Origin of the sequence: Pleurocapsa minor HA4230-MV1, assembly GCA_019359095.1 — a bacterium.
Taxonomy (GTDB): Bacteria; Cyanobacteriota; Cyanobacteriia; order Cyanobacteriales; family Xenococcaceae; genus Waterburya; species Waterburya minor.
The window spans coordinates 1-26,169 of sequence record JAHHHZ010000003.1; the positions used below are offsets into that span (position 1 = coordinate 1).

At 39.5% G+C, this 26,169-nt stretch carries 29 protein-coding genes, 1 tRNA gene, 1 rRNA gene and 1 pseudogene; 17 read left to right on the forward strand and 15 right to left on the reverse strand.

Annotated elements, in window-relative coordinates; all coding sequences use genetic code 11:
- Window positions 1–116 (forward strand): 5S ribosomal RNA (gene rrf / locus KME09_00560); the annotation flags it as partial.
- Between the two features lie 62 nt (window positions 117–178).
- Here rrf and KME09_00565 read toward each other — a convergent pair.
- Entirely contained in the window at window positions 179–622 is a 444-nt protein-coding gene (locus KME09_00565) for a DUF3531 family protein (GenBank protein ID MBW4532410.1), read from the reverse strand.
- A 78-nt stretch (window positions 623–700) separates the two neighbouring features.
- On the opposite strand from KME09_00565, the gene KME09_00570 reads away from it, so the two are divergent.
- A complete protein-coding gene (locus KME09_00570; protein ID MBW4532411.1) occupies window positions 701–1,237 on the forward strand; it encodes a peptidase C15 in 537 nt (178 codons plus the stop codon).
- 191 nt (window positions 1,238–1,428) lie between these two features.
- Here KME09_00570 and KME09_00575 read toward each other — a convergent pair whose 3' ends face one another.
- The 4 genes from KME09_00575 to KME09_00590 all read right to left on the reverse strand — a co-directional run bounded on the left by KME09_00575 (window position 1,429) and on the right by KME09_00590 (window position 4,161).
- A complete protein-coding gene (locus KME09_00575) occupies window positions 1,429–1,539 on the reverse strand; it encodes a photosystem II reaction center protein M (GenBank protein MBW4532412.1) in 111 nt (36 codons plus the stop codon).
- Window positions 1,540–1,628: 89 nt separating this feature from the next.
- On the reverse strand, window positions 1,629–1,946 hold the full coding sequence (locus KME09_00580) for a (2Fe-2S)-binding protein (protein ID MBW4532413.1): 318 nt from the start codon (window positions 1,944–1,946) through the stop codon (window positions 1,629–1,631).
- Between the two features lie 132 nt (window positions 1,947–2,078).
- On the reverse strand, window positions 2,079–2,852 hold the full coding sequence (locus KME09_00585; GenBank protein ID MBW4532414.1) for a 4'-phosphopantetheinyl transferase superfamily protein: 774 nt from the start codon (window positions 2,850–2,852) through the stop codon (window positions 2,079–2,081).
- Window positions 2,853–2,880: 28 nt separating this feature from the next.
- Window positions 2,881–4,161, reverse strand: a complete 1,281-nt coding sequence (locus KME09_00590; protein ID MBW4532415.1) for a HEAT repeat domain-containing protein — start codon at window positions 4,159–4,161, stop codon at window positions 2,881–2,883.
- Between the two features lie 160 nt (window positions 4,162–4,321).
- Between KME09_00590 and KME09_00595 the strand changes: the two genes are divergently transcribed.
- The 7 genes and pseudogenes from KME09_00595 to KME09_00625 all read left to right on the forward strand — a co-directional run bounded on the left by KME09_00595 (window position 4,322) and on the right by KME09_00625 (window position 8,941).
- The gene (locus KME09_00595) at window positions 4,322–4,540 is read left to right on the forward strand and encodes a hypothetical protein (protein MBW4532416.1); all 219 of its coding nucleotides are present in this window, start codon (window positions 4,322–4,324) and stop codon (window positions 4,538–4,540) included.
- The gene (locus KME09_00600; GenBank protein MBW4532417.1) at window positions 4,541–5,467 is read left to right on the forward strand and encodes a HEAT repeat domain-containing protein; all 927 of its coding nucleotides are present in this window, start codon (window positions 4,541–4,543) and stop codon (window positions 5,465–5,467) included.
- A gap of 139 nt (window positions 5,468–5,606) precedes the next feature.
- A tRNA-Gly gene (locus KME09_00605) sits at window positions 5,607–5,678 on the forward strand.
- A gap of 168 nt (window positions 5,679–5,846) precedes the next feature.
- Window positions 5,847–6,233 (forward strand): annotated as a pseudogene (locus KME09_00610) (hypothetical protein).
- Window positions 6,234–6,276: 43 nt separating this feature from the next.
- On the forward strand, window positions 6,277–7,518 hold the full coding sequence (locus tag KME09_00615; GenBank protein MBW4532418.1) for a gamma-glutamyl-phosphate reductase: 1,242 nt from the start codon (window positions 6,277–6,279) through the stop codon (window positions 7,516–7,518).
- 507 nt (window positions 7,519–8,025) lie between these two features.
- Entirely contained in the window at window positions 8,026–8,526 is a 501-nt protein-coding gene (locus tag KME09_00620) for a DUF427 domain-containing protein (protein ID MBW4532419.1), read from the forward strand.
- A gap of 130 nt (window positions 8,527–8,656) precedes the next feature.
- Window positions 8,657–8,941 carry a hypothetical protein gene (locus KME09_00625; protein ID MBW4532420.1) on the forward strand — a complete coding sequence of 95 codons (285 nt, stop codon included), beginning with the start codon at window positions 8,657–8,659 and terminating at the stop codon, window positions 8,939–8,941.
- Between the two features lie 15 nt (window positions 8,942–8,956).
- Here the strand turns inward: KME09_00625 and KME09_00630 are convergent, their stop codons facing one another.
- Together KME09_00630 and KME09_00635 are read right to left on the reverse strand one after the other, a co-directional pair.
- Window positions 8,957–9,355, reverse strand: a complete 399-nt coding sequence (locus KME09_00630) for a response regulator (GenBank protein ID MBW4532421.1) — start codon at window positions 9,353–9,355, stop codon at window positions 8,957–8,959.
- Between the two features lie 70 nt (window positions 9,356–9,425).
- Window positions 9,426–11,108 carry a GAF domain-containing protein gene (locus KME09_00635; protein ID MBW4532422.1) on the reverse strand — a complete coding sequence of 561 codons (1,683 nt, stop codon included), beginning with the start codon at window positions 11,106–11,108 and terminating at the stop codon, window positions 9,426–9,428.
- A 220-nt stretch (window positions 11,109–11,328) separates the two neighbouring features.
- Here KME09_00635 and KME09_00640 point away from each other — a divergent pair, with 220 nt between their 5' ends.
- A complete protein-coding gene (locus KME09_00640; protein MBW4532423.1) occupies window positions 11,329–13,521 on the forward strand; it encodes an EAL domain-containing protein in 2,193 nt (730 codons plus the stop codon).
- Between the two features lie 167 nt (window positions 13,522–13,688).
- On the opposite strand, the gene KME09_00645 is transcribed toward KME09_00640, so the two are convergent.
- From KME09_00645 to KME09_00660, 4 genes are all read right to left on the reverse strand, one after another.
- Window positions 13,689–14,261: a TIGR04376 family protein gene (locus KME09_00645; protein ID MBW4532424.1), complete on the reverse strand. Its 573-nt coding sequence runs from the start codon at window positions 14,259–14,261 to the stop codon at window positions 13,689–13,691.
- Window positions 14,262–14,297: 36 nt separating this feature from the next.
- A complete protein-coding gene (locus tag KME09_00650; GenBank protein MBW4532425.1) occupies window positions 14,298–15,335 on the reverse strand; it encodes a hypothetical protein in 1,038 nt (345 codons plus the stop codon).
- Between the two features lie 122 nt (window positions 15,336–15,457).
- Window positions 15,458–15,628, reverse strand: a complete 171-nt coding sequence (locus KME09_00655; GenBank protein MBW4532426.1) for a hypothetical protein — start codon at window positions 15,626–15,628, stop codon at window positions 15,458–15,460.
- Between the two features lie 334 nt (window positions 15,629–15,962).
- Window positions 15,963–16,298, reverse strand: a complete 336-nt coding sequence (locus tag KME09_00660; protein ID MBW4532427.1) for a c-type cytochrome — start codon at window positions 16,296–16,298, stop codon at window positions 15,963–15,965.
- A 273-nt stretch (window positions 16,299–16,571) separates the two neighbouring features.
- On the opposite strand from KME09_00660, the gene petE reads away from it, so the two are divergent.
- From petE to KME09_00675, 3 genes are all read left to right on the forward strand, one after another.
- The gene (gene petE, locus KME09_00665; protein ID MBW4532428.1) at window positions 16,572–16,931 is read left to right on the forward strand and encodes a plastocyanin; all 360 of its coding nucleotides are present in this window, start codon (window positions 16,572–16,574) and stop codon (window positions 16,929–16,931) included.
- 172 nt (window positions 16,932–17,103) lie between these two features.
- Window positions 17,104–17,391, forward strand: a complete 288-nt coding sequence (locus KME09_00670; protein MBW4532429.1) for a DUF3493 domain-containing protein — start codon at window positions 17,104–17,106, stop codon at window positions 17,389–17,391.
- A 158-nt stretch (window positions 17,392–17,549) separates the two neighbouring features.
- Window positions 17,550–17,837, forward strand: a complete 288-nt coding sequence (locus tag KME09_00675) for a hypothetical protein (GenBank protein MBW4532430.1) — start codon at window positions 17,550–17,552, stop codon at window positions 17,835–17,837.
- A gap of 77 nt (window positions 17,838–17,914) precedes the next feature.
- On the opposite strand, the gene recA is transcribed toward KME09_00675, so the two are convergent.
- The 4 genes from recA to clpS form a co-directional block, all read right to left on the reverse strand.
- Complete coding sequence (recA, locus tag KME09_00680) at window positions 17,915–19,015, reverse strand: recombinase RecA (GenBank protein ID MBW4532431.1); 1,101 nt, start codon at window positions 19,013–19,015, stop codon at window positions 17,915–17,917.
- Between the two features lie 304 nt (window positions 19,016–19,319).
- Complete coding sequence (locus tag KME09_00685; GenBank protein ID MBW4532432.1) at window positions 19,320–20,315, reverse strand: Gfo/Idh/MocA family oxidoreductase; 996 nt, start codon at window positions 20,313–20,315, stop codon at window positions 19,320–19,322.
- A gap of 120 nt (window positions 20,316–20,435) precedes the next feature.
- Complete coding sequence (locus tag KME09_00690) at window positions 20,436–20,717, reverse strand: DUF2103 domain-containing protein (GenBank protein ID MBW4532433.1); 282 nt, start codon at window positions 20,715–20,717, stop codon at window positions 20,436–20,438.
- Between the two features lie 99 nt (window positions 20,718–20,816).
- Window positions 20,817–21,110 carry an ATP-dependent Clp protease adapter ClpS gene (gene clpS, locus KME09_00695; GenBank protein ID MBW4532434.1) on the reverse strand — a complete coding sequence of 98 codons (294 nt, stop codon included), beginning with the start codon at window positions 21,108–21,110 and terminating at the stop codon, window positions 20,817–20,819.
- Between the two features lie 297 nt (window positions 21,111–21,407).
- Between clpS and KME09_00700 the strand changes: the two genes are divergently transcribed.
- The 4 genes from KME09_00700 (at window position 21,408) to KME09_00715 (ending at window position 26,119) form a co-directional block, all read left to right on the forward strand.
- On the forward strand, window positions 21,408–21,884 hold the full coding sequence (locus KME09_00700) for a TspO/MBR family protein (protein MBW4532435.1): 477 nt from the start codon (window positions 21,408–21,410) through the stop codon (window positions 21,882–21,884).
- Window positions 21,885–22,114: 230 nt separating this feature from the next.
- A complete protein-coding gene (locus KME09_00705; protein MBW4532436.1) occupies window positions 22,115–23,665 on the forward strand; it encodes a metallophosphoesterase in 1,551 nt (516 codons plus the stop codon).
- Between the two features lie 125 nt (window positions 23,666–23,790).
- Entirely contained in the window at window positions 23,791–24,534 is a 744-nt protein-coding gene (locus KME09_00710; protein ID MBW4532437.1) for a TVP38/TMEM64 family protein, read from the forward strand.
- Window positions 24,535–24,571: 37 nt separating this feature from the next.
- Window positions 24,572–26,119 carry a mercuric reductase gene (locus KME09_00715; GenBank protein MBW4532438.1) on the forward strand — a complete coding sequence of 516 codons (1,548 nt, stop codon included), beginning with the start codon at window positions 24,572–24,574 and terminating at the stop codon, window positions 26,117–26,119.
- The last annotated feature ends 50 nt before the right edge of the window (window positions 26,120–26,169 follow it).

The following is a 26,169-nucleotide window of genomic DNA, read 5'->3' on the forward strand; positions in this document are numbered from 1 at the left end:
TGGTGCTAGTAGCGCAGTGGACCCACTTCGACCCCATCCCGAACTCGATGGTGAAACGCTGTTGCGGCGAAGATACTTGGGGGGTAGCCCCTCGGGAAAATAGCTCAGTGCCAGGTTCCTTTTTTACCCGCAATTAACCCCCGAACTTCACCATGATTAATTAAGTTCGGGGGTTTTGCTATTGACTAACAGTAGATTTACTACTTTCGTTAATTGGCCAATCCTCATTTTGACCTCCAACTATAATTTTATTTATTTGCACAAATTCTTTACTAAGTTGATAAATTGAATTAATTAAAACATCGATCGCGATTAAATCACTCGTACCAAGATCGAACCAACATCTACCCCAAACACCGAGATATTCAATATCGCCCATATTGTGCATTGGTGACATCAAAGCATTTTCTAATTGCGAATGATCGTAGTCCATGTAGCTAATTTCTATTCCAGCATCTTGTATTGGAAGATTTTCAGCATTAAAACCGCCCAACTTGCCTAGATAAAACCAAGAATCAAAAAGTTCTTCAATGTACTGCTGTTCCATACGAGAAGGAACAGTGGGAAATTCTAACCAAATCCATAAATCAAAAGGATTAAATTCTCTAAATTGTATTTCCATAATTTTTATTATTTTATTGGGGTCTAGACTTTATCTTTAAAATGTTTTAAATAAGAAAAAATACTTCAAAATAAAGTAATGCCTCGCAAAATTCTGTTGACATCTTTTCAAACTTGGCTACCTCATCAAAAATCAAACTCTTCGGATGATCTGCTAAATTTAATTAATTCAGTTAATATTCATAGAGTGCAGGAGCTTAAATTAAACTCATTGTTGTTTTTGAGGCAACTTCCAGTCAATATAGAATTAGCTACACAACAAGTAATCGATGCCATTAAAGTAATTAATCCTCATGGAATTATTTGTTGTGGAATGGCTGAGTCAAGAAGTAAACTCTCTTTAGAATCTTGTGCATCATGGGATCGAGACTGCGCTTTTACTAAAGTTAATTTGAATGAGCTAGTAAATTGTTTGAACGATACTAATATTAGCCATAATGCGGGCAAGTTTGTTTGTGAAGGCTTGTATTATCGGGTATTGAAGTATATACAAACAGAAAAATTATACTTACCTTGTATTTTTGTTCATGTACCTGTCTTGCTTCCTGACAATTTAAGTTTAATTGAAGCAGATTTTCAGACAATAATTCAATTTATGCAGTCTATTGAAGCTTAAAATAAATTATCTAAATACGTTGGGGCATAAAAATAGAGCCAGGTTGAAACTTAGGAAAAAATAACTCACCAATATATTGGTACGACAAACAACATATAAATAGTTGAATTCTACAATCAGTGAATAATTTTTCTTAAGCCACTATTTGACTCAATAACTAAACTAAGATTATTTTATTTTTTAGATTTAAATTAACCTTCTCTTTGATCTTTATCAGTTTGGATAAAGAGAATTAGTAAAAAGACAGTAGGAACTAAAACAAATAGGATAGTAGCTACAAATCCCAAATCATTAACTTCCATAAAACAGCAGCTCCTAAGTAAGCAATTATTAAAACAACATTCATATATAGAATATCATTATCTTAGGTTAATAGCTGCATAGACTACGTTTATTTCTTCTTTTTAGCAGGCTTGGGCTTGGTAATAATCGTGACTGGGCCATTAACCATAGTTTGACATGCCAATCGGTAATTCTCAGGCTTTCTTTTTAATCTACGGTTTTCAAAATCTGTTCTGGGAGATAGGTTTTCCATCCCTTGAGTAACTTCGACAATACAAGTTGCACACTGTCCATAGCCACCACAATTTCTGAGTTTTCCCCCCAGGGTGTAAATATCAACTCGGTTTTGAAGAGCTTTTTCGCGCAAATTTGACCCTTGAGCAGCAATTACTTCTTGATTTTCCTTGGCAAAGGTGATTGTCGTCATAGAAATTCTCTCTTGCTAAATCCTGCTTACTATAATATTAAGAATTCATAAGAAATCATACATCGATTTTAATACTTATGGACTTTTCAGAAGTTATTGTTTACAACTTGCGATCGCTATGGATAATCTAACTTAAAAATTAATTGTACTAAAAAACTCTTTTGACCAATGCCAATAATTAATAGATTGAACTGGTATTTGAGCATTAATGGCGATCGCTGCTAAATAATCTGTTGCTGGAGTACAAGAATATAGCGACCAGTTCATTATTGTATCTTTCTTAAGTGTTGATAGGTAAGGAGATTTACTTTGATTCAAAGCAATCTCAACACTGTTTAAAGAAGCTGATAAACCTGTGCCAGTAGCCTTTAGGTAAGCCTCTTTTGCTGTCCAAAGCTGAAAAAATAATTTTGGTTGTTGCTCTATGGAGACTTCTTCTAGCATCTTGTATTCTCTGGCAGAGAAAAAACGTTGAGCAATTTTAAGCGCATCGAGCATAGTTCGTTGATATTCAATGTCAACGCCAATCAGATGATTGAGGGTGAGGCCAAAAAGGGCGTATTCCTGAGAATGAGAAAGATTAAATTGTAAAGATAAATCTTTTGCCAAGTGAGGCTTTCCGCGATCGCTGTATTCAAAGGTAATCTTTTGCGGATTTAAATCAAGATAATTAGCTAATAATTGTCTTAAAATTCCTCTGGCTGCAATAAACCTGCTTTTGTGTTTAAAGAAACGAAATTTATTAGCTCTAGCTATTTCATCAGGAGATAAAAGAGTCGTTAATTCCTCAATTTCTGAGGTAGATAGGGATAAATTGGCGCGCCAAACATGAACCAGACTATCTCTCAATCTAGGTGGTTGCGAGGGAGTTTGCCAAATTGAATCGATGCTGCTGTTGGTTGCCATGATCAAGAACAGATCAACTTAGATGATCTCACTGCACATTAGAGTTTAGTCTATAGTTAGCTTTTGTCTTAATGAGCAGATTTTGATCGTCTACTACTTCAGACCAACAATTCTCGCCCAGTTGTTCCAGTGCCAATAGACAAGCATACTTAAGATCGAAGATGGGTGTATCAAGAGTTTGTTTCAGCAAAGGAATAGCTTGAACAGCTTGCAGATTACCAAGAGCGATCGCCGCAGCGGCGCGAGACTTCTGGAACTGGGGCGAAGTATTATGTAACGCTTCGACAATTAAATCGTAGCTGGGTTGATGTTGGAGTAACCCAAGTAGCTTTATTACATGAAAATGTGCGCCATAATCATTGTGAGCTTCTGACTGATAAGTTTGTAAAAGAGCTTCTGCTGCCTCTTGAGGATAGATTTCGAGTAGTGTTTTTCCTGCTAGGTAACATCGCCCAAAATCAGTGTGATATAGCTCTCTAATCAAGAATTCTAGTTCGGGTGGTCGATCGTATTCATGTACCAGATCGATATCTTGAGGGCGATCGCGAATTATACGATCTAAACTAGGTTCAATCTCAGCAAAATTGATTTTACCTATAGCCAAACCTTTAGCAGCTAAAAGTCTAATCCCCCGCAAACGGAAGGCAATAGAAATCGGCGCTTTGGCGATCGCGTCAATGGCTGAATAATATTCAGAGTCGATTAAATCCTGAATACAGGCGCGTCTAACGTTAATGTCATCATGCTGGAGAAATTCTACAACTTGATTCATTTGACTGTAGTCATTACCCAGACGTGCTACAGAAGCGAGCGCAGCACTAGCAATAGATTTATCATCATGGCTAGTAAAAGGTTTGATCCGTTCGAGCGCGGGTAAATAATGAAAATTTGCTAGAGTATGAATAATTACGCGGTATGTTTGATTCGGTTTAGTTAATAAATTGGCGATCGCTTCGAGGAGTGATTGATCTTCTGTACCAATTTCACCAATTGCCCAAACCGCATTTTCAACGGTCAAGGGATCTGCATCCGCTAAACAAACTTTAAGTATGGGTAATGCCTGAGTCGCTTTTAAACGCCCCAAACTTTCTACCGCTTTTCTTCTGGCGATGCGGTTTTCTAAGGCTGGATCCAAGTCTTTGATTGCTTCAATTAAGGCATTGATCGATCTTTCCGTGGGAAAATTAATTAAATGTGCAGCACCAACATAACGCTCGGATGTCCCATCTTCTGTATTTAACGGTTTTTTCAACAGAGCGATCGCTTGGTCTTCCGTTAAATTAAATATGTTAGAAAATCTATTGTCCATTACTCAAGGAAATTTTATAATCGTTTCTAATTAATAAATAGTTTAAAGCTTATTGTCTTAGTTCATCGTCGGTAGTTTACTGTAGAAAAACGATTTGCGAAAATCGACATGAATTTAAACTCATTGAGTAGCCAAAATTTAGTAAAAAAACATTAAGCAGATGACAGAAAATCTAGTGACAGCCACAGATTTAGCAGAACTAATTGTTGAATTTGAAAAATATCGCGATCGCCTAATTAGCGAAACGACAGAAGCAGCCAAAAAAGCCAAGCTTTCTAAAAAAGCGACCATGGCAAAATTGGAGCCACAGCTAGCAGATATTGATGCCAAGCTACAACGACTTAAAGAACAGCAGACTAATTTAAGCGCGAGTAGTTAAATGACAAATACTCCCGATCCCGCCAGAAATAGTCAAACTTTGTTGCTTTCTCATGAAGAAACAGATGAACTATTAAGCAGGGTAAATCAGCAATTGGCTAACGGTACTTTTAATCATCAAGACCAACAGCTAATCAAGCAAATGGTAGAATGCTTAGGTGATACCAGAGGTTTAGTCCGTTTAGGCTTTGCAGAAGCCTTGGGAGTGGTGGGAAAACCTGCGGTAGACACTTTAATTGATGCCTTATTGCATCACTCTAACGAGGTAGTTAGAAGAGCTGCGGGCAAAACTCTAACCTTAATTGAAGATCCCGTCGCCATACCTCATTTAATTCACGCTTTGCTTAACGATGAAGATACGGTGGTACAAGCCTCAGCGATTGGCGCACTGGCTCGGATCGGGATCGCTTCTGTAACGCCTTTATTAGAGGTATTAGCATCTCCCAATTCTAGTGAAAGTAATAAAGGTCATGCAGCCTGGGGTTTAGCCTTTATCGGCGCTCCAGCCAAAGATAAATTGTATACCGCTTACAATTCAGACTCGCCAGCAGTTAGAGCTGCCGTGGTGGGAGCGATCGCCAAAGTGGTGCAAGAAGATCGTCATGATACCCACTCATTAAATTTACTAGTAAATGCCCTCCAGGATACCGTAGCTGATGTTCGGAGTGAGGCAGCAGCAGTCTTGGGTAATTTAAAATATCAGCCTGCAATTCCTACTTTAATAGATCTACTCCATCACCCTGAAGCAGAAACACGCCAGTCAGCTGCTTTGTCTTTAATGAAAATTGGCGAGCGCCAATCTATTCCTGCACTGCAAACTGCTTTAGACCAAGAAAGTAATCCGCAAACCAGTAAAGCGATCGCTCTAGCTGTATCTTTATTACAAAAGCAAGTCGATTCTGGGCCAGATAATGATTGGATCGAGTAATTTCTGTACCCTAATAAATAAACTTGCTCAAATTGCTTGAAAAATTGCCGATCATCTGCCATACTAATAAATGGCAAGGAAACAGCACAAACTTTAAATACTTGTGCATCATAACAATTCTCAAAGAATTAGTTAAAATGCGGGTGTAGCTCAGTGGTAGAGCGTCACCTTGCCAAGGTGAATGTCGAGGGTTCGAATCCCTTCACCCGCTTATTTGAATTAGAATAAAAGCATAACTTAATGCTCAACATCTAATAGTTTAATTAAAATTGGATTTGAGGAGTGGGGCGAGGGCAAAAGAAGATACGATCTGCATTTGAATATAAATGGATAACCAAGTTTATTTATCCTCTAACGTTATTAATCTCAGTCGATTAGAGTGCGTCCATATAAAATACACAAAATAGATTTAACTTGCGAGTACCCCTGTCCTTGCCGAAGAAACGGGAAGTTAAAACCGATTATTTTGACTGAGGCGCTAGGTTGCGATCGCTGTCAACAGATATTCGCTGTCAAAAAAGATGGTCAGGTAATAGAACAATTATCTTTTGTTTACCAAAAAAAATCTTGGAGATGGACAGGTCATCGTTGGCAAAATGCCTATGCACGATGGACGCAGGGGTATCTCATAATTATTTTTATTTTGCTATTTGGTTTGAGTCTTTTGGTAGTAATGATACTATCGTGAGTGTTGCTTTGGTTGAATGCTCAGAGTAGCATTTGCTGGATAGTAGTGTTTTTTTCGCTCATCTTATTATCTTATTAAGTTGTATCGCTGTTTGTAATCTATGGGCATTAATAGCAAAGAAATAGAAAGTTCATCAGATCGAGTGCTGGCCATAGTTCAAAAATCCCACAAAGCTGCTATCAAACTTGCTCAAATATCGGGTTCAAAACGAAGACTAGGAATATTAGCGATCGCCGAAGCAATAGAAAACAATGGCGATGAAATATTAGAATCTAATACGCTTGACCTGGAAATGAGTCGCGAAATGGCGATCGCCGAGCCGATAGCTGACTGGCTGAAGCTAACGCCAGAAAGAGTGGAAACGACAGTGGCGATCTTAAAGCGACTTTCTCAAGCTGCCGATCCTACTAGACGCTTAATTAATGCGCCCTATCAGTTAGAACCATCTCAAACTTATTGTCAGCTAGTTCCTTTGGGAACAGTTGCCTTGATTCATGAAGCCTTTCCTGAATTAGCAGCGATCGTGGCAGGACTTTGTTTGAAAACAGGCAATAGCTTAATCACAAGGGGTTGCAGTACTGCTAGTAATTCCAACCAGACTATTGCCAGCATCATTCAGACAGCATTAGCATCGACGGAGTTACCTTCAGGCACATTTGAAAGTATTTCTGATTTAGGTATTTCAGTGCAAGAGCTGGTTACCCAGGATCGTTATATTAATTTAGTTATACCTTATGGTCGCCCAAGTCTTGTGCAACAGGTAGCCGAAAAAGCAACGACAACAGTGTTGAGAACTGCCATGGGTAATTGTTATCTATATTGGTCAAAAAGCGGTAGTTTAGAGCTAACTCGCCAGATGATTGTTAATAGTCATGACGGTGAACCAGATGCAGTCAATGCGATTGAAAAAGTATTAATCAACCAGGAAATCAAGCCTTCGCTGCTACAATCGTTGTTTAATAACCTGCAACAGTCAGGATTCAAACTGCGGGGAGATGATGCATTAGTAGAGCAGTTTCCTGAGTTTCTATCTCTAATGAAACCCCAAGAATGGAGTAAACCATATTTAACTAAGATTGTGGCATTTCGCCGTATAGATAGTTTATCTCAAGCAGTCTTTTGGATTAACCGCTACAGTAGTGGTCATGCAGACTCAATTGTCACCAAATCTTACCAGGAAGGAAGGCAATTTGTTCAAGGTATTGATAGCGCGCTGGCTTATATTAATACTTCTCCTAAGTTTTCGCGTATTCCCGAAGAAGGAAGTGATGTATTTTTAGGTATGTCAAACCAAAAAGCTTATCGACAAGGTTTAATTAGCGTCGAAACCTTCACCACAATTAAGCAAATTGTTCAAGGATGAGTAGTGATTACTAATTACTGATTACTACTCAGCCAGGTGTAGAATGGGCATCGAAAATGACAATAATCAAGACCGATTGCCTAAATAATGCCCACCAGTTAATCAGCATTGATGACAACTTAAGATTAACTGATTTTAGTCAACTACTACAGATAGTGTTTTGTAAATTTGTAAACACGCTTATATGGAATTAAACTCAATAAAAAGCGATCGCTTTCTAAACAGTTAAAGTACCTGAAAAATTTTTTAAAAGCTTATAGCTTACGGCTTATAGCTCAACACTAGTTGACAAACATCGTAGTCTCTTAACTTGTCACCAATGGTTAATCAGTGATACCACAAGGGCGACGCACGACGCTAAGCGTTATACCATATGCGAAGCAGTATCTTTTAGGACAACGTCAGTAATTAGTCCTAAAGGACGACGCGTAGCTAGTGCTTTAGCATAAGCTTCGCCCTAAAGGACTAGCTTCGCGTCGCAAATAATCAGTAATCAGTAATCGCTAAATGATTTATCCACAACGTATTGAGCCACAGCCTGGACAGGAGTCTGTTTGGGATTATCCTCGTCCACCTAGGAACGAGCGATCGCACAAGCAAATTAAAATTGTTTTTAATGAAGTTATCATTGCCCAAAGTAGTAACACTTATCGAGTGTTAGAAACTAGTCATCCTCCCTCTTACTATATTCCTCCAGAAGATATTAAGCTGGAATATTTAAAGCCAGTTGCGTCTAAGAAATCGTTTTGTGAATGGAAAGGAATAGCAGCATATTACAATTTGCAGGTTGAAGATCGAGAAGTAATTAATGCAGCTTGGTATTATCCTCAGCCAACAGCAGAATTTGCGGCCATTAAAGATTATGTTGCTTTTTATCCTAGTAAAATGGATGCTTGTTATGTTGATGGTGAACTGGTTCAAGCTCAAGCTGGAGACTTTTATGGTGGCTGGATAACTCAAGACATAGTAGGGCCATTTAAAGGGGACACAGGCAGTTGGGGATGGTAATGCTCTTGAGCAAAAGTAATGAGAAATTTAGCGATCGAACCAGCTATTGTCGAAAATTGGGATCATCAAATTCTTGACAATTAACAGTTAATCATCAAGAATTTGATTAATTTATTCAAAAAGAGAAGTAATGTTTAAAGCTTGGTTATTTGGTGTGGCAATTTTGTTTGTGCTGGCAGAGTTTAGTATTTGGCTCAAGCAGTTTATCTTGCCACTGCCAATTTATATATTGGCAGGAGCGTTTTTAGCGATCGCCTCTAATTATGAGCAGGGTTTAATTGCTTTATTTAGACAGTCAGATGCATTAGCCTCAGATCCTTTAACCCAGACAGCGATTTTAATTGACCAAGCCAAGGCTTTACAAGCTTCAGAAGTTGCTAGTCAGACTGAAGTTGATAAACAGATTAAAGCGTAAAGTAAGATAATTGAATTATTTTGCTTGCTCTAGAGCAGAAGTAATAATTTGGGTTAATTCCTGTTCTGTCCAGGGTTTATATAGACAAGCATGAAGATTTGCTTGTTCTTTGGCTCTTTCAATCGCCTCTTCATCTGCTTGCCCAGTTAACATGACCGTAATCAATTTAGGAAACTGCTGATGAATTTGAATTAAAAACTCATCCCCTTTAATGCCAGGCATTAGCCAATCTGAGACGATCGCGATTACTTGAATTTCGTCTTCCTGTAGTTCTTTAATTACTTCCCAAGCTTCATCGGCACTTTCTGCCACTTCATAAATAAAGCGATCGCCAAACTTGCGTTTTAGCTGTTCTTTTAGGCTGTCTAGAATAACAACCTCGTCATCAACACATAAAATTGCAGATTCACTCATGGTTTGATTACTGATTACTGATTACTGATTACTGATTACTGATTACTGATTACTGTTCACTGTTCACTGTTCACTGATCATTGCTCAAAGGTAGCCAAACAGTGAATTTAGTATGTCCTGGTTGGCTGGCTACAGTAATAGTGCCATTATGTTTGTCAACAATTTTTTTACTAATATGTAGACCTAAACCACTTCCTTCTCCTGTCGGTTTAGTCGTGAAAAAAGCCTCAAATATTTTGTCTTTGACTTGAGGAGGAATTCCTGAACCTGAATCGGTTATTTCTACTTTAATGCCCTCATTTTCTAAAGCAGTTGTCAGAGTTAATGTTCCCCCCTGTTTCATAGCTTGAATGCCATTGTGAATTAGATTAGTCCAGATCTGAATTAGCTCATCAGGATAGCAGAGGATTTCAGGCAGATCTTGATAATGCTGAATGACCTCAATGTTATGTTTTAATTGGTTGTGGTAAATTTCTAAGACGGTTGCTAATCCATCTTCTACTTGAGCTAGTTGTTTTTCTTCACTAGCATCAAAGCGAGCGTAGTTCTTTAGGGCAAAGACAACCTTAGACGCTTTTTCGACTGAAGTCAGAATGGTTTTGTTGTTGTTCAACAAACGAGTTAGATTATAAGCTAAATCTAAAATCCAACTAACTTTTCCATGCTGTAGCAGAGGTAAATAGCTGTCAACCTCTTGGACAACTCCAATATCAATTAAGAGATCGGCAATATTGCGTGCATTATTAACCTGATATTCTTTGAGTTGCTCGGTAATTTGGCGTTTAAGAGGACGTTTTTCGCTAGAAGAAAAAATAGGCTTACTTCTCATCGCCTCTTCAATCAGTTTGAAAAACAATACTTTTTCTGCTGGATTTAAAAATTCCGACAGCTTGGGTAATTCGGCGATCGCCGCTATCAAAGCCTTGGTGTTGTTGCCTGCTGAGGCTTGAATCGCGCCTAATGGTGTATTGATCTCGTGAGCAACTCCAGCGACTAATTGTCCTAAGGCAGCCAACTTTTCCTGTTGAATTAGCTGCTGTTGAGCTAGCGTTAACTCTTTGAGGGTTATTTCTAAATCTCTGGTTTGCAGCTTGAGCTGATTAATATATTCTGCTTGTTGCAAAGCTACTGCTAAATGAGTCGCAATTTGCCTCATCAATTCGATTTCAGAATCTGACCAGGTGCGCGTAGATTGATTTTGATATGCACCTAACAAACCCCAAAGTTTTTGCTCCTGAAAAACTGGAACTAACAAATAAGCTTTGGCTTGATACTGTTCTAGAGCTTGAATATAGCAATCGGGAAATCCTTTGGTGTAAATATCCTCTACTGCGGTGAATTTTTGTCCGTGAGCATATTTTCCTCCCTGAGTTGATTGCAGAAAACTATCTTGTTGGAGAATATCCCCCTGTTCACCTTTTGACCAATCTCTTAAGAGACAGCGATCTTGTTGAACATGACCGTTATTTAACACTTCATAGTTATTTTGTTCAACTAGTAAAGAAACCCAGCCAGCACCCACGGATTCTGCCAGAACCTGACCACTCCAGTCATCATTAAACTGATAAACGATCAAGCGATCGCATTCTAAGACGCGACGTACTTCTTGAGTCGTGATCGTGAAAATAGTTTGAATATCTTGAGAACAGCGAATTTTATCAATAATTGTGGATGCTACTTTGATTCGTTCTGTAGCCACTGATTCTAGTAGATTTGGCGATTCCTCTTGGGTTGGTGGTTGATAATTATTCATAAAGTAAACAGCTAGCCAAACAATTTATCTAGTTTGTCCTAGCAAATTGCCAACGGCAAGCTGAATCAAGAGAGACAAGTAAAATTACTTAGCTAATTTTTGGTAATCTTGTTCAAGTTAGTGATAATTTTGGTCGTCATTTCGGGAACTTATAAATACAGTGGAGATTAGCGATCGCTATCACCAGTAGCAATAATGTCTTGTCGGACATACAATTTACATGGGCAATAATCAAACTAAAAATTCTGCTTGGCAATCAAAAGCTTCGTTAAGTACTAATGTTGATGATAGTAGGGCAGCAATTATCTGCGTTGATGATGAACCTGTAATTTTAAGTAGTCTGGGAGAACAGCTTAAACGTTCTTTAGGTCAGAAATATGAAATTGAATTAGTAGATAGTGGAGCGGAGGCGATCGCTCTTTGTGCTGAATTAGTGGCGGAGGGAATCCAGATTCCCCTGATTATTTCCGATCAAATTATGCCTGAGATGATGGGAGATGAGTTATTAATTAAGCTTCATGCTCTCTATCCTGACACGCTAAAAATTCTCCTAACAGGGCAAGCCAATGCCGATGCGGTGGGTAATTTGGTTAACGCTGCGGCTTTATATCGATATGTGACTAAGCCTTGGGCGGAAACAGATTTGATTCTTACCGTTGAAGAAGCTTTACGCCGTTATCAGCAAGAGCAACAGTTAGCTGAACAAAATCAAATTCTCTTAGAGGTTAATCACCAGCTAGCTAGTGCAATTTCTCTGCTGCAAGCTACCTTAGAAGCCACAGCAGATGGCATTTTGGTTTTAAACGAGAGTGGAAATGTAATCAACTATAATCAAAAATTTATTGACATTTGGGGATTGCCCAACAAGATCGAGCTAAATCGCGACCAAATTTTGACCTGGATTTTAGCCGAACTTACTGAACCCTATGCCAACAGCTTAAAAGAACGATATGCTCAGTTTAATTCTCCTAAATTTAATTCTTTAGAACTAAAAAACGGCAAAGTATTGGAGTGCTATTCTCAGGTACAGCAACTTCAAGAGCAGGCAATGGGACAGGTTTTGAGCTTTCGAGATGTAACCGAACACAAAAAAGCTCAGACGATCATTCAACATCAGGCTTTTCACGATTCTCTAACTGATTTACCCAATCGAACTCTATTTGATCGCGAATTAGCTAAAGCCTTGAATCAGGCTCAGCAGCAAAATCAGATGTTGGCAGTAGTATTTATCGATTTAGATCGTTTTAAGACGATCAATGATACTTTAGGACATGCAATTGGGGATTTATTGCTCAAAAGTGTGGTCAAGCGATTAGAACGTTGCGTGAGAGAAAAAGACATTATTGCTCGTTGGGGTGGGGATGAATTTACCCTACTGCTACCTGAAATCAATTGTCGAGATGATGCAACAGCGATCGCCCAAAGAATTTTGTCAGCTCTCAAGCCTGGATTCAAGCTGGATCGACACTATCTGCATATTACTAGTAGTTTAGGGATTGCTGTCTTTCCTGATGATGGTAAAGATGCGGAAACTTTACTCAAAAATGCTGATGTAGCTCTTTATTGGGTCAAAGAAAAAGGTCGCAACAATTATCAACACTACACCTTGAGGCTTAATTCTCAAGCTCACGAATTGCTGAGTATAGAGAACAGCCTGCATCATGCTTTAGCGAATCAAGAGTTTACTCTTTGCTATCAACCAATCGTCGAGGTTCAGACTAACAAAATTGTCAAACTAGAAGCTTTACTCCGTTGGCAGCAACCCGATCTGGGCATGGTTTATCCTGATTTGTTTATTCCCATCGCCGAAGAAAACGGTTTGATTGTCGATATTGGAGCTTGGGCATTACAAACCGCCTGCGCTCAAACAAAAGCATGGCAAAATATGGGCTTGTCTGACTTAATCGTCTCGGTCAATTTATCGGCTCGCCAATTTTACAACAACGATCTGGTACAGACAGTAAAGCAAATCTTGCGTTCAACAGAACTAAGTCCCAATTACTTAGAACTGGAAATAACCGAAACAGCGACGATGCGCAACACTAATCTGGCTAAACAGATACTATTGAGTCTGCATCAGATGGGGATCTCTCTTTCCATGGATGATTTTGGCACGGGATACTCATCACTGAGCTATCTTAAAGACTTTCCTTTTAGCACGATTAAAATCGATCGCTCTTTTGTCCAAGATCTCAGTTTTGACTCTAGTAACTTCGCTATTATCAACGCAATTACCACTTTAGGAGCAGGCTTAAATCTTCAAATCATTGCGGAAGGGGTAGAATCTGAACAGCTCAAGAACTTGTTAAAAACTTTGCACTGTGACTACATGCAAGGATACTTTTTTAGTTTGCCCCTAACAGCAGAGCAAGCAACTAAGCTACTTTTAAACTCTTTAAGTCATAAAGCTTAAGGATGTTACTCAAGCTGCTAATTTATTCTAGAGGTTTTATGTAGGGGTTTGGGGACTTGGGGACGTGGGGACTTGGGGCAATAATTCTCCCAACCTCCCAACCTCCCAACCTCCCAACCTCCCAACATAATTGTAATTACTAACTCTTCTGTGGTTAACGTCAGCTACTAATTCAGGTTTTTTCTGATTTGCTCTAGCTCTTCATCCACTTCCCATTTTTGAAATTCAGCTTCTAAAGGATCGGCGCTACGACCATACTGAGGAGGATTAGCACCCCGATCCCAGCCAATCGTATCACTAGAGGATTTGGTAGTGCTAGTAGATTGAGCTTGAGCTTGAGCAGACTGTTTAAGCTCTTGACGCTTTTGCTTAACTTGTAATAGCAATTCTTTAGCTTGGGTGGTGCGCTGTTTAACCCCCGCCATCTGTCCCCAAATTTGATTGCCTTGCCTAAGTAATTCAGCTTCTCGCTCTCTGGCTGCATCTGCTAAATCCTGTCGATTAGCTTTCTCCGCCTTGCCAATTCTACCGTGCCAAGTTTGAATATCATTGGCGATCGCCAGAATTTGATCCTGGAGGCTTTTTTCTTCTAACTGAAGTCGAGAAATCAGCTTAACGGTATCTTGTTCCTGTTCGCGTAATTGCTCCTCTAATGCCTGTAATTCAAGATGGGGATTGTTCTGCAAGAATTCATCGAGTCGCTCTTCTAAAAATTGATTAATGTCATCAAATAAACCCATCATTTAGTTCTCAAATACTTGGCTTTATGTCATATTCTAGAACGTTTCGCCGACAGAGATAGAACGAACCTCTCCTTGATAGCTAATATTGGCTTGCTGATTAGCGATCGATTCTAAAATCCAACCGTCGCTGTTAATTTCTTCTCCTAACCAAACTCGCCTAGTTTGACCTTGAACCTTGACCAATGCTGCTGAGCGATCGCCTCCTAATTCTAAGACTCCCATTAATGTATGGTTGATCTTTGGTTTGGGGGCGATCGCCACTTGATTACTCGGTGCTGAATTGTCCGCATGATCTGCGATCGGAGTGGGTGCGGGTAGAGGAGGAGGAGCGGGAATGGCTAAGGGTTCAGCAGGTGCAAGCTGAGGTGGAGGAATATCTGAAATACTGCTGTTGGGTAAAGCCAAAGGTAGATTATTATTACTGCTGGCTATATTCGGTGTTGTCGGTGCGGGGGTATAGACGGGAACATAAACCACCTGCTCGTTAGTTTTTTGCTTGGCTGCAACTTGACGATCTATCTGATTAAGCGATCGCTCCATGTAGTCAATAAACTCAACGTCAGACTTTGATAGCACCACATTCTTGCCACCCATCAAGCCGATCAGTAAATTTTGACCCTGATGCCCAAACAGCCACCAAAGGACAAATAAACTATAGCTACAGGCAAGAGCAAACAGCATTTTTCCCAAATAATCACTGGGAGTCGATGAGTTCAAACTTGACCTTAAATTTGACTCTGGGTAATTATTTTTAGTGGCATGAATTATTTCTGCCAGATTTAAGCTGTAGTCGGCTGTAGGTTGATACCAATTGTGATCGATCGTCGTCGCCGTATTAGAAGTAGTAACAATGGCGGATGGCTGTTTCTGAGTCTTTTGCGTCTTAGTTACTGAAATTTGACCATCATGACCATCATGGGATATTCTTTGTTGCTGAAAACTAAGAGCGCGATCGATCTTAAGCTTGCCTAAATTTGATGGAGAATGACGATTCTTAGAACGAGATAAGCTTAGACTTTCAATAAAAGAAAATTCTTGGCTTATTTGGCAATAACTTTTATCCCTCAACATAGGGTATTTGGCGACTAAATTAACCTATCTAACATAAGCCTGCTGTCTTACTTCCACCATAGTGTTTTTTCAGAGGCTCACGAATCGCTCCCAATTGTTGAGCGTGTAAATACGGACTTTAATTAATTTAGAGTCAAGTTAGCTAATAAATAATTGATAATTGATAATTGATCGACAGGTGCAGGAATCATTTCCCCCCGAAAATCAATGAGCTGCACGACTACTAAATAAGCGATCGCAATTAAAATTGAAATTACGCCCGTAATGATTGCCACTATTTTGCCTTTATCCATGATCGTTCTACTCTGCTGATTACTCTTTATTGTTTCACCAAAAGCTATCAGTCACAATGAGCAATGAACAGAGGTCTTATACGAAGTCCGTTTAGACAATTGCAATAAAACTCGCGCCAAGACGCAAAGACGTTTATCCCGCTTAGTTTGGGGCAAAGATTTTACAAGAAGTAATCAAGCGGACTTGATATTAAACCTGATTAATCAATTGTTCAATGTTCACTGATCATTGATAAAAATATCCCCAATCTCTAATCTAAGAAACTGAGGACAATCAATAATTTATTAAACTTTAACTGCTAAATCTTAATTTCACTTAAACAAGTAATTAAAATTACCAACCATTTTCCGCTTGAGACAAAACATAGGTTGCTACATCCTCAATTTGCGCATCAGTTAAACGACCTTTAAATGCTGGCATCGCATTCTTACCATTATTCACTTGGTAGATAATATTCTCAAGGGAATTCATTTCATATTTATCGAGAGCCTCTTTTTGCAGGGTTTTAGCTCCATTAATCACATTCTTTCCCCCTGCATGGCAAGCAGCGCAGTTGGCACTAAAAATTTTACCTCCACTAGCAGCATCCCCCGCGAGAGCAGGAGTAGCAAAGGTGAACATTGCAGCAGTTAAAAATACTAACAACGTTGATATAAGTTTGGCAAACATGGTTTCTCCTCTGAAAACAAATATATTTCAATCACAAGCTGATTGTGGTCAACTTTCGATATTCGGTGATCCACACAAAACTGTCAAAAGACAAGTCGTAGAAGTTCTACAAGTCGTCAAACTTCTGTAGTAATATATATAAGTAGGGATTAAGCCTATTTAAAGCTCTAAATTTTTAATTGAAGTAAATAGGTTTTAGATCGGGTCTGAAATCCAGATTTTGGGAATCGCTCCTTAAAAAAAATCATATTTGACAACAGAGAGTTCAACAAAATGACTAAAAGAATAACCTTGTTATTGTCCGCACTAGTATTAGTAGTATCCACTTTCTTCCTCGGCGTTAACCCCGCAGCAGCAGAAACTGTTTCTGTAAAAATGGGTACTGATAATGGAATGCTTAAGTTTGACCCTGCTACGGTAACAATCAAAGCTGGCGATACAGTGAAGTGGGAAAATAACAAAATGTCTCCCCACAACGTAGTATTTGAAAAAGCGGCTGACAAATCTCACAAAAACCTCGTGTTTTCCCCTGGAGATGGTTACGAAAGCACTTTTAACGAAGCTGGTGAATACTCTTACTACTGTGAGCCTCACCGTGGTGCTGGCATGGTTGGTAAGGTTGTAGTTCAGTAATTGGGTCCATAGTTTAGTTTGCTCCTCAAAAGCAAGCTAGATAAACTCAAGAATGATCGAGTAATAGAGAGTAGAGGTAGCTGAGATTCGGCTTACCTCTCTTTTTTTCGCTAATATGAGTATTAATAGCAACTATTTGACTTAATTTTTTTAATTATAAATACAAGCAAGAATGATAGATTTATCCCCCGAAGAATTAGCACGAGCCAGAAAAAATAACCTTTCCCCTGAGAAATATGCTCGTTTGAAAGCAGAATCTAAAGCTCCCTACAGAGGCTTGCGCAAGTTTTTCTATGTTGCTTTTGGCGCATCGGGTTTAATTGGCGCGTTTGTATTTTTGGCAAAGTTAGCAGCAGGTCAAGATTTGGCAAATAACTTGCCGAACTTTGCTCTCCAGATTGGAGTAGTTGCGCTGATGGTGTTTCTATTTCGGATCGATCAAGCTAAAGATGAAAAATAAACTAAAGATCCAAATTGTAGTCATATTTTGAGCATTATCATGAATGACTTACAAAAGTGTAGAGAAAGATTAAAAGCTAATAGCTATAAAATAACTATATTTCTCATAACGGCTAATTCCTGAGAAATACCTGTTTACAATTTAAATCAATAATAACAATGGATAACCCAATCATTCAAACTGATTTAGTTCGGGTATTAGACAAACTAGACAACAAGTTTGACAGGCTAGAAACAAAAATAGATAAGTTAGATGAAAAAATAGACAAATTAGAAATAGGTCAAACAGAAATTAAAGGCAATATTAAAGCTTTAGAAGTTAAAACAGAGCAGCTAGACAAAAGAATGGGTAATGTAGAATTTGGTATACGAGGTATTTTAATTGGTCTTATTGTGTTTATATTTGGTGGATTTGCCATGTTTTTTTGGACATCCAACAAGCTTTAATTACTAAAAGATATGGGCGAGCGATCGCTCTATAGAGAACAACCGCTTTAATTTCACTTCAGTTTATTTCCTGACGATTATTCTTCTTCAGAATCCGCATCGTCATCATCATCATGAAAGGCATTAGGAGATGCTGGTGCTGCATTTTTCCCCTCTTTTATATCCGCTCTGACTTTCGCTTCTATTTCGGCTGCCACTTCGGGGTTTTCTTGTAGGTAATTAATCGTATTATCTCTACCCTGACCAACATTCTCGCCCTTGTAGCTATACCACGCACCCTTGCGGATGACGATCTCCAAGTCTTCTGCTAAATCTAACAAACAGCCAATGGTAGAAATTCCCTGACCGAAGATAATATCAAATTCGGCAATACGGAAAGGAGGTGCAACCTTATTTTTAGCAACTTTAACTTTGGCACGAATTCCATACATCCCTTCATTGCCTTTTTTCAGAGTCTGTATGCGACGAATATCTAGGCGCACCGAGCAATAAAACTTGAGGGCATTACCACCAGTAGTTACTTCAGGACTACCATAACTAATCCCAATTTTCTGCCGTAGCTGATTGAGGAAGATTACCGTAGCTCCCGATTTACCAATATTACCCGCAATCTTTCTTAAGGCTTTACTCATTAAACGCGCCTGTAAGCCGACTTGATTATCTCCCATTTCGCCCTCAATCTCGGCGCGAGGAGTTAATGCAGCTACGGAGTCTACTACTACTAAGTCTACTGCTGCCGATCGCACTAGCTGATCGACGATTTCTAAACCCGATTCGCCGTTATCTGGCTGTGCTACCAATAAATTCTCAATATCTACCCCTAATGCTGCCGAATAGGTCGGATCTAAAGCATGTTCTGCATCGACGAAGGCAGCTACTCCTCCTGCTTTTTGGGTTTCGGCGATCGCGTGAAGGGCAAGAGTTGTTTTACCTGAACTTTCTGGCCCATATATTTCAATGATTCTGCCTTTGGGTAAGCCACCTCCTAGGGCGACATCAAGGGTTAATGCTCCGCTGGGAATAGTTTCTACCCGCATTTGGGCAGCATCACCCAAACGCATAATTGCACCCTTACCAAAATTGCGCTCAATCTGCTTTAAAACTAAGTTGAGAGCTTTGTCTTTATCCGAATTACTAGCATTACTAGTATTACTAGAAGTGTTTGCGCGAGTTGCCATGAATGCCTCAATTGATAATTATGTAAAGTAGAAAATAGTTTTAAAAACTGGTTGAGCAATTAGTTTTGATTTTATGCCCTCTATTTTAATCTCATTGGTCAAATGACTAATTACGATGATGATTTTTTAGTAGCAATATCTCTATTTTCTCAATTGTTGATAAAAAAGTCAACAGGAGTAGACTTGCTTATCTTTTAGAGTAACTAATAAAAGTAACATCGATAATGATTTGTAGCATTAGTAACAGTGGATTCTCAATTTTATTAAGATTCATTGAGGGTTTGGGTAAAGCGATCGCTTTATTTTAATCAAGATAAATTGTTTGTTTGGTGGAGGAAGATTCACGGGCAGCATTTGCCACCTTTAGGGCGTAAAGACTAGCTTGAGGCTGTAGATAAAGCGGTTTCTGTGCCAATAGATAATCTAAAACCATTGCCGTATCTTGAGCAAATAAACCACGACGAGGAGTTACAGGAATATCTTGCTCATTTTCTGCGTTAATTAACGTTCCTTTTTCGCCTTTAAACCTAATTTTGCCTGCTTCACCATAAATTTCCAGAGTGCGATCGCTTTGCCAAAAGATATCTCCTTTACCATAGGTAATATCTGCTGTAATGCCATTGTGAAAGCTAAGTTGAGCCTGACAAAAACAGGCGGTAAAATAAGCGGAATCTGAATTAGGTAAATTCCAATAGCGATTATCGCAGCTAACTTTCTCCACAGTGCCAAATAAATCAGTCAAGCGATGAATTCTCGATAATGCTGCGGAGAGGGGAAAACCAAACTGTTGCCGATGATATTTCCAGCTTGGTTCAACAGGATGTTGCGCAGCAATAGTAGTGTAGCTGGCATGAAAGACTTTACCAATTTGCGGTAAATATTGCTTAAGCGCTTGATGTAAACCACCAATAATCTCGATATGTTCAACATGAAGTAACTTTTGTTTGGCGGCGGCTAACTCAATCACTTCTTGAGCAACTTCAACTTCTAATGCTAGGGGGTACTCAACTACTACATGCTTTCCCGCTAAGATCGCCGCTTTGGCGATCGCACCACACCCTTGGTTAATCGTACAGATAAAAATCAAATCAAGCTGTGGTAAATTGACTAATTCACTCCAGGAATCAACTGCTGACACAGCGTATGTTTGGCAAAACTCTTGTAGTTTTACAGGGGTGTTTCCCGTTGCCACTAATAATTCTGTGCGTGGATCGGATTTGAGGGCTTCTGCTCTTTTTCTGGCTGCGTATCCCGTACCAACAATGCCAACCTTAAGCAAAACTGAGTCTACAATCATCATGGACAACAAAAACTAGATAAGCAAGCAAACTATTAAACATAGCCCTACGTAAAAACGTTAGGGCATCTTTAAAATACTACTTCTTATTTCCTATTTCCTATTTCCTACTTCCGAGCCGATTTAGCATAAATTAGCGATCGCCTGCTCTAACTCTGACTGTTCTAGAGTACTGAGGATAAACACTTCCTGTACGGTTTTTCCCTGACGAGCAATAACTTTATAACCACCTCTGATGGGGACAGATATTTTCAGCTTCATTTTGGGAATGTGACTTCTGGTTTTTTTAATTCGGCCAGGGGTTACAGTAGTGATTCCTGGACACTCGATCAGTTTTTCCAAGATCGGAATCAAGCCAGGAAGATGCGTTGAATGATTCCAAACCAAGCGACCATCAGAAGACATAAATGTTTGCCCTTGTATTTGAATTAAAATAGCTGATAGTTATGAATGGTATCATTGCCAGATTCACAAATTATTAATGATCAAAATTATCAGCATCATTTACGCTTGTTCCAAGGGAGCCATAGTTAATCCTGCACGGCTCAACTGTTGGTGATATAGTTCTGCTTGTTCTTGAGGGCCAACCCAAACCATTGCCTGTCCTTCAAAATGAATTTGATCGGTTAATTCGCGAGCGCGATCGCCATTCATTCCAGGGATATATTTCAGCAAACACTCAATTACATAAGGAAAAGTGTTGTGATCGTCATTCAACACAATGATTTTATAGTTGGGATAGTGCTGCGTGATGGTCTGACCAGCTTTTTCTTTAACGACAGTAGGAGTAAGACTCATATTAGTAAACTTCAATAACTTAAAATTTGGGTAAAAAGGTAATAGTAGATATCAGACAAATCTACCCATAATAACATTCCTGATTAATTCACAATTTAGTGTAGCTTTTTTAAAAAATTTATTCAAAATCAGCTTGAGTTTTACTGGCTAATATATTACTGATAATTTATATCTTAAGGGAGAAGAGATGTAGTCGATCAATATGAAACTATGATGTGTTGTATATTGTTTAGCACTTAAAATTGCCATGAGTAATCTTAAACTGTTAAATCACCTCTCATCTCAACACCAATCATGATGATTCCTTCTTGGCTGGCAATTGGACTTATTACCCTAGCTATTCCCTTTACCTGTAACCGCTTTATTTCTAGCAGAGATTTTCGCTGGTTTAAACGCTTGCGCCGTCCTGACTGGCTAACCTTTGAAGGGGCAATTCCTGTTATTTGGACGGTGGTTTTCATCTGTGGAGCATGGTCAGCCTACAATGTTTGGGAAGCCGATCCTGGTAGTGTCTCTACATGGTTAATAATGGGTTTCTATATAGTAGTGGAAACAGCGATATCGCTCTATACCGTTGTGATGTGTAAATCTCGTAGCCTCAAGATTGGCACAATTATTGGCGGCACTGGATTTTTTCTGGGAGCAATATTGGCGGTGATCGTGCAACCTATCTCGAATAATGCATTGTGGCTACTAGTTCCCTATTTGTTCTGGAGTCCTATAGGAACATTTGTGACCTGGCAAATGATGCAGCTTAATCCTATAGATGTCTAATTTTAGATGTCTAATTTTTTAGATCTATTAGGCAAAAACAGCTAACGTTAGGACATTTCCTATTTCCTATTTCCTACTTCCATCTTACGCGCCGATTACTATTTAATGTCTTAATCTAACTTTGTACGGATATTAAATGCTAGTTTATGTATAACCTGTACAAAATAAGATAACTCTAGCGAAAAGCTTAGGCTTGAGAAAATACAAATACTATTTAAAAATTAGATTAGATGAAGTTCGTCTCTGATCCTGATATTGCAGTAAAGATCGCTCAAATGAAACGTCGGGTGTGCTGGCAAGAAAAGTTAATCTCAGACAAAGCGATCGCTCAAACTAAATTAGTTATTGATGATGCAGATACTGATAATCCCAATTTTTCCTTTCTGGTAATTGGCGATAGTGGCTCTGGGTCTCATCTTAGATATGAACCTCAACGTAAGATAGCCGAGATGATGCTACAAGAAGAATCTCGTTTCGTGCTGCATACAGGGGACGTTGTTTATCAAGTAGGGTCGAAAGAATATTATCAGCAAAATTTCATCTCTCCCTATCGAGAATTTTTAGTGGGAGGAGAAAAACCAAAACAGCTTGCTTACGATCGTCTAACTTTTAAAAAGCCTTTTTTTCTAGTTCCAGGCAATCATGACTATTACGACCTGCCTCTGATCTACGGTGTTTTGGTACAGGCTACCTGGTTACCTCGTCGGTTGCTGCGGGGACGAATTGATTTAGATGTGGGGTGGCATGGCTCCAATCAAGGAGATGCTTATGCTAGGGCATTTCTTGATTATTTAGCTGAAATCAATTTAGGTAATCTCAATCAACACCTAGACAAATATTACACGGCCAAACATACAGGCGATCGCTGTCTACAATATCAGCCAGAAAAATTTACTCGTTTACCCAACCGATATTATACTTTTCGCTATGGCGGGATCGACTTTTTTGCCCTAGATTCCAACACTTTTAACGATCCTCTAGCAATTCCTGACACAGAAGAGGGTGATAATCGACGAGAACAGCTGCTAATTCGTCAAAGTCAATTGACAGAACAAGAACAGAAAATTCAAAACGCAATTGACCAACTAAATCCTGATGATAGTGATGATGCCGAACAGATCGATGACTATTATGCCAAACTAGAACATATTGCCGAAAGCCAGAGAGATATTGAAAAACAGCTCAATCAACAGCAACAAATGACCGATTGGGAACAGCTGAATTGGTTTAAGTCTAGTTTAGTTACATCTTGGCAAGACGAAAATGTTCGGGGAAGAGTCGTCTTGTTCCATCATCCTCCTTACGTTACCGAAGCTACCAAGTGGGATCAGGGACAGACTTTGGCAGTACGCGATCGCCTACGTCAAGCATTTAATGAAGCAGCAGCGGAAATAGGTGCATTGCCTGAAGGACGCTCCATTGTCGATCTAGTCTTATCGGGACACGCTCACTGTCTAGAACATCTTCAGACCAAAGATACAGGACATGCCGATTCTAATATTGACTGGATTGTCTGTGGTGGTAGTGGTCATAGCTTACGCCGTCAAAGGGAAGAAGGTACAGTACTTTATCAAGATGCCGATTTAAACTCGCAACCTATTGGTCAATCACGTCTATATGTGGGACGAAATGGTAGTCGCCGAAATCATAAACGTCCTTATTCTTTTTTGCGGATTGATGTCCAGGCAGGTAACAAACCCAAGTTTACTGTTAATCCTTTAGTAGCGGAATGGCATCAACGTCAGTGGCATGAATATGCGATCGAGCCTTTTGTAATCTAAAAGAGTAGGAAGTAGGAAGTAAGAAGTAGGAAATAGGAAATAGGAAATAGGAAATAGTATTTCAAAGATATCCTAATGTTTTTACCTAAGGCTATACATTAGAAGAATAATTATGGTCACAAATTATGAGCAGCAATCAGCATTTAAAAATAATAGTCCCAGTCTTAGTGCTAGTCTTAGTTGGGATGATTTTGCTGGCTGCACCAGTCCAAGCAGAGACAGTGGCTAATAGTGGATTTAACCTTCAAGAACTATTACGCAACGCTCTCCAGTGGGTTAATGATTTGGGTGCGATCGCGCCGATCGCTTTTATTTTTATTTATATCATTGCCACTGTAGCTTTTCTCCCTGGTTCAGTGCTTACTCTGGGTGCTGGGGTATTATTTGGCATTATTCAAGGTTCGCTTTATGTATTTGTAGGTGCAACTGTTGGTGCGACTCTCGCCTTTTTAGTTGGTCGCTATCTAGCTAGAGGCTGGATCTCGCAGAAAATTGCAGGAAATCCGAAATTTAGTGCGATCGATCGCGCTGTCGGTCAAGAAGGCTTTAAGATTGTCTTGTTAACGCGACTATCTCCCGTATTTCCCTTCAATCTCTTAAATTACGGTTTAGGAGTTACAGGAGTAGCTCTCAAGGACTATGTGTTAGCTTCCGTTGGTATGATTCCTGGCACAATCATGTATGTGTACATTGGCTCTTTAGCAGGCAGCATTGCCACGATTGGGAGCGACACAGATACTAATGCTAATCCTGTGGCGCAATGGGCAATTAGAATTATTGGCTTGATTGCTACTGTAGCCGTAACTCTGTATGTCACTAAAATTGCTCGTAAAGCACTGGATGAATCGATTGATCCTATTAATTACTGATTACTGATTACTGATGACTACAAAATTATAGACTCTTATGAATAATCAAAATCATGCGGTGACAATTGAACCCTGGGATGAATATAACCAGGAATTACTGGCAAATGTTCATCCTCCTGACTGGATAAATCCAACTCCTGCCGACTATTATGATTTAGTAGTTATTGGTGCTGGTACAGCAGGACTCGTTACGGCGAAAGGTGCAGCAGGTTTGGGTATTGGGCTAAAGGTAGCCATGATTGAAAAAAATTTGCTGGGGGGGGACTGTTTGAATGTTGGCTGTGTTCCTTCTAAGTGTTTAATTCGGTCTTCTCGCGTGGCGGCACAAATGCGCTCAGCCTTGCCTTATGGAGTGCAACCACCAGAACATATTGCGATCGATTTTCCTGCCGTGATGGCAAGAATGCGTCAGATCAGAACTAAGATTAGTCCGATAGATTCAGCAGTAGCTGCCAAAAAAGCAGGGGTTGATGTATTTTTTGGTGAGGCTAGATTTAAAAATAAGGATACTATTACCGTTGGCGGGCAAGATCTGAAGTTTAAAAAGGCGGTCATTGCCTCTGGTGCGCGTGCTGTTCAACCAAAGATTAGAGGTATCGAAGAAACTGGTTATTTAACTAATGAAAGCGTTTTCTCTTTAACTAGCTTACCAAAGAAACTAGCAGTGATTGGTGGAGGCCCGATTGGTTGTGAATTGGCTCAGGCTTTCCAGCGCTTAGGCAGCGAAGTAACTTTGTTTCACAAGGGTTCTCATGTACTTGATAAAGAAGACATCGATGCAGCGGAGATCGTCCAGCAGGGATTAATTAAGGAGGGTATTCGTTTAGTCTTAAACTGCCAAATAGAAAGTGTCTCTCAAAACCCTGAAGGTAAGGTAATCAACTTGATTAGCGATGATCGCGGTTCGGAATCTCTTGTCGTTGAGGAAATCTTGGTCGGTGCAGGCAGACAACCTAATGTCGAGAGTCTCAATTTAGAAGCTGTCGGGGTTGAATATGATGCTAGAAAAGGAGTTAAGGTTAACGATTATCTGCAAACCAGCAACTCAAAAATCTATGGTGCAGGGGATATCTGCATGAACTGGAAGTATACCCATGCAGCAGATGCAGCAGCCCGAATTGTGATTAAAAATACCTTGTTTTCACCCTTTGGCTTAAATCAATCAAAACTCAGCGATCTAGTTATGCCCTGGGTAACCTTTACCGATCCTGAAATTGCCCATGTTGGCATGTATGAAGACGAGGCACAAGCAAAAGGTATTGACTGCAAGACAATTACAATCGATTTTGAGGATGTCGATCGCGCTTTAGCAGACGGCGAAACAGAAGGCTTGCTCAAAATTCTCCACAAGCAAGGCTCAGACGAAATTCTTGGGGCTACCATTGTGGCGCGTCATGCTGGCGAAATGATTAGCGAAATTACCACGGCGATGATTGGCGGGATGGGTTTAAGTAAGCTCTCAACTGTCATTCATCCTTACCCTACCCAAGCAGCAGCTATTAAACAGGCTGCCGATGCTTATCGTCGAACTTTATTAACCGAGAAAACTAAGAAGCTTCTGGGCTTTTTATCCAAGTTGTCTTAATTGTTTTAATTGTCTTATATTCAAGTGCGATCGCCAGAGCAAAATCGAGG